This is a genomic window from Chryseobacterium sp. VD8 (genome assembly GCF_037149975.1).
Taxonomy (GTDB): domain Bacteria; phylum Bacteroidota; class Bacteroidia; order Flavobacteriales; family Weeksellaceae; genus Chryseobacterium; species Chryseobacterium indicum.
In genome coordinates, this window is sequence record NZ_JBBCQL010000233.1 from 1 (window position 1) to 7,234 (window position 7,234).

The 7,234-nt window shown below is 38.6% G+C and carries 9 protein-coding genes; all 9 read right to left on the reverse strand.

Annotated features, from left to right (window positions below; all coding sequences use genetic code 11):
- Window positions 1-772: proton-conducting transporter transmembrane domain-containing protein (locus WFK35_RS18925; RefSeq protein ID WP_336733868.1), on the reverse strand; the 772-nt coding region annotated here is incomplete at its 3' end.
- A gap of 2 nt (window positions 773-774) precedes the next feature.
- Window positions 775-1,104, reverse strand: coding sequence for an NADH-quinone oxidoreductase subunit NuoK (gene nuoK / locus WFK35_RS18930; RefSeq protein ID WP_027380123.1), 330 nt, complete (start codon window positions 1,102-1,104; stop codon window positions 775-777).
- Between the two features lie 4 nt (window positions 1,105-1,108).
- Window positions 1,109-1,606, reverse strand: coding sequence for an NADH-quinone oxidoreductase subunit J family protein (locus tag WFK35_RS18935; protein WP_214588567.1), 498 nt, complete (start codon window positions 1,604-1,606; stop codon window positions 1,109-1,111).
- Complete coding sequence (locus WFK35_RS18940; protein ID WP_027380121.1) at window positions 1,606-2,163, reverse strand: NuoI/complex I 23 kDa subunit family protein; 558 nt, start codon at window positions 2,161-2,163, stop codon at window positions 1,606-1,608. The genes WFK35_RS18935 and WFK35_RS18940 overlap by 1 nt, the downstream gene beginning before the upstream one ends.
- A 128-nt stretch (window positions 2,164-2,291) precedes the next feature.
- Window positions 2,292-3,356: an NADH-quinone oxidoreductase subunit NuoH gene (gene nuoH, locus WFK35_RS18945; RefSeq protein ID WP_336733871.1), complete on the reverse strand. Its 1,065-nt coding sequence runs from the start codon at window positions 3,354-3,356 to the stop codon at window positions 2,292-2,294.
- A 178-nt stretch (window positions 3,357-3,534) separates the two neighbouring features.
- Window positions 3,535-4,533, reverse strand: coding sequence for a 2Fe-2S iron-sulfur cluster-binding protein (locus tag WFK35_RS18950; protein ID WP_087705825.1), 999 nt, complete (start codon window positions 4,531-4,533; stop codon window positions 3,535-3,537).
- Between the two features lie 42 nt (window positions 4,534-4,575).
- Entirely contained in the window at window positions 4,576-5,460 is an 885-nt protein-coding gene (locus WFK35_RS18955; protein WP_336733873.1) for a hypothetical protein, read from the reverse strand.
- Between the two features lies 1 nt (window position 5,461).
- On the reverse strand, window positions 5,462-6,820 hold the full coding sequence (nuoF, locus tag WFK35_RS18960) for an NADH-quinone oxidoreductase subunit NuoF (protein ID WP_336733875.1): 1,359 nt from the start codon (window positions 6,818-6,820) through the stop codon (window positions 5,462-5,464).
- Between the two features lie 102 nt (window positions 6,821-6,922).
- A partial coding sequence (locus tag WFK35_RS18965; protein WP_336733877.1) for an NADH-quinone oxidoreductase subunit NuoE family protein occupies window positions 6,923-7,234 on the reverse strand: 312 nt, incomplete at its 5' end.

The following is a 7,234-nucleotide window of genomic DNA, read 5'->3' on the forward strand; positions in this document are numbered from 1 at the left end:
CCATCGTTGCGGCGTGAATTAACGCTGAAAGAGGAGTAGGTCCCGCCATCGCATCCGGCAACCATGTATATAATGGAACCTGAGCAGATTTACCGGTAGCACCGATAAATAAACTCGTTGTAATGAAAATGATTACCGTTCCGTCTAATTCAAATTTTCCTGCATTTTCTTTGATTGTTAAATAATCTACAGCATTCGTCTGTGAAGCTAACATGAAAATACCGATCAATAAAGCAAGGTCACCAATTCTGTTCATGATGAACGCTTTTCTTGCCGCTTTACCATACTCTTCGTTGGTATACCAGAATCCGATCAGTAAATAAGAACACAGTCCTACACCTTCCCATCCGATGAACAAGATTAAGTAGTTGCTTCCCATTACCAATAACAACATAGAGAAGATAAACAGGTTCAGATAAGTGAAAAACTTATAGAAACCTTTATCGTGGCTCATATATCCGATAGAGTAGAGGTGAATTAAAGATCCGATTCCTGTGATGATCATCACCATCATTAATGATAACTGATCGATCTGGAACCCGAAATTAATCTGAACTCCGTTTATTCTGAACCATTCAAAAGCTTTTACAATGACAGGCTGGCTTTCCGAATCAAAATTAATGAAAATACTTACTGCGATGCAGAAAGATGCAAAAACCATTGCTGTAGCTAAACTACCAACAACAATTTTTGGAAGATTTTTTCCGAAAAGTCCGTTTATAAGAAAACCTAAAAGTGGTAAAAGTATTATTGCATACACTAAATTTTCCATTCTTATCCTCTTAATTTATTAAATATACTTACATCAACAGAACGGGTATTTCTATACAGCATAGCAATAATTGCCAGACCTACCGCTACTTCCGCAGCAGCAACCACCATAATGAAGAAAACTAAAAGTTGTCCGTCGCCGTTACCTTTGTATGCAGAAAACGCAGCCAGTAAAAGGTTTACAGAATTCAGCATAAGCTCTACACAACCCAAAATAACAATTGCATTTTTTCTCAGCAATACTCCCAGAACTCCCAAACAGAATAATACTGATGAAAGAATAATGAAGTAATTCAGAGGGATGCTTTGTATAAATGTATTTACTTCTCCCATAATTTTATAGATCTTTTTTACCGATTAATACCGCACCTACAATACCTGCCAGAATAAGGATGGATGCAAGCTCAAACGGTAAAACATATTCATTAAACAAAAGTCTTCCCAGATTTTTCGTAAGACCAACACCGTTGTCTACATTTTCAACAACGATCTGTTTCTGCTGAACGCCTCTGAAAACGCCTAAAACTCCAATTAACAAAAGTCCTGCTGTAAAAACTCCGGCAAATTTTAAAGTATTGCCCTTCTTACTTTCGTCTTGTTTATTAAGGTTAAGCATCATCAGAATGTAAAGGAACAATACCATGATCGCTCCGGCATACACAATAATCTGGATAATCGCAAGGAACTGTGCATTCAGAAGGATGTACATTCCCGCAATAGAGAACATTGTAACAATTAATGACAAAACAGCGTACAGAGGATTTCTCGCAAAAACGAAGTAAACCGCACTTGCCACCGCTAAAAACGCCACCAAGAAAAATAAAAACTGATCCATTATTTTACCGCATTTTTTTGTTTCTCGGATTGTCTTTCTGTGATGTCAATCCTTTCATTTATTTTTTCTACCAATTTATCTTTTCCGTAAATGAAAGAACCTCTGTTGGTTTCCACGTCCACCAATCTGTCGGTAAGATAGATCGCAGATTTCGGACAGGCTTCTTCACACATACCGCAGAAAATACATCTCAGCATATTGATTTCATATACCGATGCATATTTTTCTTCTCTGTAAAGATGCTTTTCTTCCTTGGTTCTTTCAGCAGCAGTCATGGTAATTGCTTCTGCAGGACATGCTACCGCACAAAGTCCGCAAGCCGTACATCTTTCTCTGCCTTCTTCGTCTCTTTTCAAAACGTGCTGACCTCTCCAGATTTCTGCTCTCGGTTTCTGTACTTCCGGATACGAGTATACTGCGGGAGCACCTTTCAATACGGTTCTTACAGCATGCTTAAATGTAATCCCCATTCCTGTAAAAATCGCAGGTAAGTAGATTTTTTCAGCAAGGGTCATTTCTTTATTAGAAACAACTTTTGATCTGTTCGTAAGTTTCATTTAATTATAGATGTTAGATGTTAGACATTAGATTTTAGACGAATCTTGCCTGTTATCTTAATTTTTAATATTCTATTCATACACAAACCTTATAGGTTTTAAAAACCTATAAGATTTAGATACATTAATTAATTTCCAAATGCTAAAATTACAGCACCTGTAATTAATAAGTTAACCAATGCCATCGGAATCAGAGTTTTCCATCCTAAGTGCATCAATTGGTCATATCTGAATCTCGGAAGTGTCCATCTGATCCACATGAAGATCAGAATTCCGATGATGGTTTTAAATAAAAATGCTACGATACTTAAAATTCCGGCTGTATTTTCTCCCCAGTTCTGAGTAACCCATTCAATTCCGGGATAGTTGTAACCTCCGAAGAACAGAACAACCATGAAAGCATTCGAAATAAACATATTCACGTATTCGCCGAACATATACAGTCCCAATTTCATGGAAGAATACTCCGTAGAATATCCTGTTACCAATTCAGATTCACACTCTGGTAAATCGAAAGGGTGTCTGTTGGTTTCTGCCAAAGCCGCTACAATAAATACTAAGAAAGCAATCGGCTGATAGAAAATATTCCAGTTAAGACCCGAAACCCAAGGAATGAATCCCCATAGTTTTCCGTTTGTCTGACTTTCCGTAATTTCTTTTAAATCTAAACTTCCCGTCATCATAATGATAGAAAGCAAAGCCAATCCCATTGCCAATTCATAAGAAATCATCTGAGAAGAAGCACGAATAGCACCTAATAATGAATATTTGTTGTTGGAAGCCCAGCCTCCGATCATGATTCCGTATACTCCGATGGAAGCCATTCCGATGATGAAAAGTACACCAACATCGATGTTTGCCACCTGAAGATCGTAAGAAGTACCTGCAATATTTAAACTTTTACCCCAAGGAATAACTGCTCCTGTGATTAATGAAATAAACATCACCAAAGCCGGACCCAGTACGAAAAGGAATTTTTCTGCGTTCGCAGGGGTAAAATCTTCTTTAAAGAAAAACTTTCCACCGTCGGCTAAAGGCTGAAGCAATCCGAAAGGTCCTGATCTGTTGGGACCAATTCTGTCCTGCATGATAGAAGCTACTTTCCTTTCTGCCCATGTAGAGTAGGCTGCAATCGTTAGTGAAAGCAGGAAAAGCGCAAATACAAGTATAAGTTTAAATGTAAGTAAATCCATTTTTTATTTTAAATGTTTTGAAGATGGGAGCTGGGAGCTGGAAGTTTGTCACATCGTGGCATCAACTCTTCATCACATTACCAATTTATTTTATTTTTTAACGATTTTAAAGTTAAAAGAGAAGCGGAATATTTTACGGTTACAAACCTCTATCTTCCATCTTCAGGCATCCAACTTCTTATTTTTCGTCTTTTTCACTGATTTCCTTTGCCATCGGATTGTCTAAAACTCTCAGTTCATCTTTAGGCTTTTCATAGTGGTTCAATGAAATTACTGAATGTCTGTCGATGTGTCTCGGACCTTCAATGTTCCAGTCAGAAAGTTCTTTTCTGTCGAAACGGCAGGTGTCGCAGATGAATTCTTCAACTTCTCCCCACTGATCTTTTCTTGCGGTAACTCTCACGATTTCATCACCTTTCATCCAGACTACAGCTTTTCCGGAACATTTATCGCATTTGCAGGTAGCATTCATCGGTTTTGTAAACCATACTCTGCTTGAAAAACGGGCTGTTCTGTCGGTTAATGCTCCAACCGGACAAACGTCGATGACGTTTCCAATGAAATCATTATCCAAAGCTTTATTTAAATAAGTTGAAATTTCAGCGTGATCTCCTCTGAACAAAATTCCGTGTTCTCTTTCTCCGGTTAACTGATTAGCAGCGAGTACACATCTTGCACAAAGAATACAACGATTCATATTCAATTTAATGTGCGGACCCAGATCGTCTGCTTCGTACGTATTTCTTTCGAACTCCGTTCTTGTTTCAAGATTTCCGTGTTCATACCCTAAATCCTGAAGGTGACATTCTCCCGCCTGATCACAGATAGGGCAGTCTAAAGGGTGGTTTACCAAAAGAAATTCGGTAACTGCTTTTCTTCCTTCCTGAGCTTTTTCAGAAGTAAGATTTTTTACTTCCATCCCATCCATAACGTTGGTTCTGCAGCTTGCCACCAATTTCGGCATAGGACGCGGATCTGCTTCAGATCCTTTGGAAACTTCCACAAGGCAGGTTCTGCATCTTCCGCCACTGGTTTCCAGTTTGCTGTAGTAGCACATTGCAGGAGGTACAGATTTTCCGCCGATTTGTCTTGCAGCTTCCAGAATAGAAGTACCCGGCAAAACTTCAGTAGTCTGTCCGTCTATCGTTATTTTGAATTTTTTAACCTCTTCGCTCATATTCTATGCTTTTCGCTTTTGCCTTAGCAATTAAGCTCTGTTTTAATTATACTTTTTTGTATTAAATGTATATCCGATTCCGGCAAGAACCTGCCCGAAAACAAAATCCTGTCTGGCTTTATCCGGTTTATTATTTAATGTCGTTTTAATGTCCCACATATTGATGTATCCGGCTTTTACTTCTGCTCTCAGCATCCAGTTTTTCCAGAATACAAGGTTAAGACTGGATCTTAAATCGGTTCCCATTCCGGCAACGTGAAAACGGTCGCTTCTCTCGTTACCAAAAAGCTTTACATTACTTTTCGGAAACATAAACCCGATTCCGGCTCCGTAAGACCATACCAGATCAATGTTCTTTTTATGAACCAGATTTTTGTATTTTTCAAGTCCTACGTTTTCATAATTTAATCCGTCGGTATGCTCAAAAGTAAGGAACTTTTCATCGGCAAGATTTACCTGCCCGTTCTGTACCATGGCTGCGTATGTCGGGTCTGAAATATTTCCTGAGAACCCAACCGTCTGATCCTGATTCATTACATATTTCATATGATCAATTCCTAAAACCAAAGCTAAATTATCTTTAATAAAATAACCAAGTCTGAAATTATATTGTGTCACTGTAAACCAGCTTGGATCGAAATAAACAATTCCGAATTTCGTTGGTCTGTCTTTCGCAGAGACATTATTCAACTGAAAATCATAACCGTTTCCCGAAAAATGAATGTCAGAATTGCTGTAAGCCGCTCTGTTCCATCCGTAGAAAAGGAAAACCTGACCTTTTTTGCTTAAGGGTAAAGGTTTTTCTTTTTTTTCAGCTTTGTATGGAGTAGCCTCCAGTTTATATTCTTTTTCTTCTAATGTATCTTTTTTTACCTGTCCGAAAACAAAACCCGACATCATTAGACCTAATGCCAATATCTTTTTCATCTTAAGCGTTCTTCTCTACAGCAGGAATTGGATCTGCATAATGTGCCAATCCGTAATTTTGTGTCTGAGACAATTCTGGGTTTTTGATGTGCCATTCGAATTCATCTCTGAAGTGACGAATAGCCGCTGCAACAGGCCATGCTGCTGCATCACCTAACGGACAAATTGTGTTTCCTTCGATTTTTCTCTGGATATCCCAAAGTAGATCGATATCCTCCATTTTTCCTTCTCCTTTCTCAATTTTCTTTAAAATCTTATACATCCATCCCGTTCCTTCACGGCAAGGGGTACATTGTCCACAACTTTCGTGATTGTAAAATCTCGCTAAAGTCATGGTATGTTCTACGATACACTGATCTTCATCCAAAACGATAAATCCTCCTGAACCCATCATGGTTCCGGTAGCAAAACCACCGTCAGCCAAAGATTCATAGTTCATATATCTTGGTTCTCCGTTTACGGTTTTTAATAATAAATTGGCCGGAACAATTGGAACTGAGCTTCCTCCCGGAATACAGGCTTTTAATCTTTTTCCGTCTTTAATTCCTCCGCAATATTCATCAGAGTAAATGAATTCTTCAACCGTAATGGTCATGTCGATTTCATACACTCCAGGTTTGTTGATGTTTCCACAGGCAGAAATCAATTTTGTTCCTGTAGATCTTCCAACTCCTATTTTAGCATATTCAGCTCCTGTAATTTCAATGATCGGAACAACGGCCGCAATAGATTCAACGTTATTTACTACCGTTGGTCTTTCCCAAAGTCCTTTTACAGCAGGGAATGGCGGTTTCAGTCTCGGATTTCCTCTTTTACCTTCAAGAGATTCAAGCAATGCGGTTTCTTCACCACAGATGTATGCTCCACCACCTCTCTGAACGTAAATTTCACAATCGAAACCGGTTCCTAAAATATTTTTACCTAAAAATCCTGCTGCCTTCGCTTCTTCAATAGCTTCTTCCAGAATATCGGGGATCCATGAGTATTCTCCACGGATGTAGATATAAGAAACATTTGAACCTAAACAGTACGATGAAATAAGCATTCCTTCGATCAGTAAGTGAGGAAGAAACTCCATCAGATATCTGTCTTTGAATGTTCCCGGCTCAGACTCATCGGCATTTACAACAAGGTGTCTCGGAATGCCTTCCGGCTTTGCAAGGAAACTCCATTTCATTCCTGTCGGGAATCCTGCTCCACCACGTCCACGAAGTCCTGAAGCTTTTACTTCTTCAAGAATTTCGTCAGGAGTCATTTTTAAAGCCTTTTCAGCAGCTTCGTAACCGCCGTTCTTACGGTAGGTTTCAAAGTAGCGGATGCCTTCAATATGTGCGTTTTTAAGTAAAAGTTTTTTACTCATTGTTATTTGCTTCTTGCAATAGGCTTTTGGCTTCTTGCATTAATTATGATTAAACGTTAAGTGAATAATTTAAAATCTAAAATGTAGAATTTAAAATTTCTGTTAGTCTAAAGCGATCTGTCCTTCTCTGCAAAGATCAAGGATTTCATCTACTTTTTCTATCGTTAAATTTTCATGAAAAAATTTTCCAAGCTGCATCATCGGAGCATATCCACAAGCTCCCAGACATTCAGCAGGTTTTAAAGTAAACATTCCGTCTTCCGTGGTCTGTCCGTCTTTAATGTTCAGTTTTGTACGGATGTGGTCAAGGATTTTTTCACTTCCCGAAACCATACAAGGTCCGGTTCTGCAAACTTCCAGAACATATTTACCTACCGGCTTCATGTTGAACATGGTGTAGAAAGTAGCTACTTC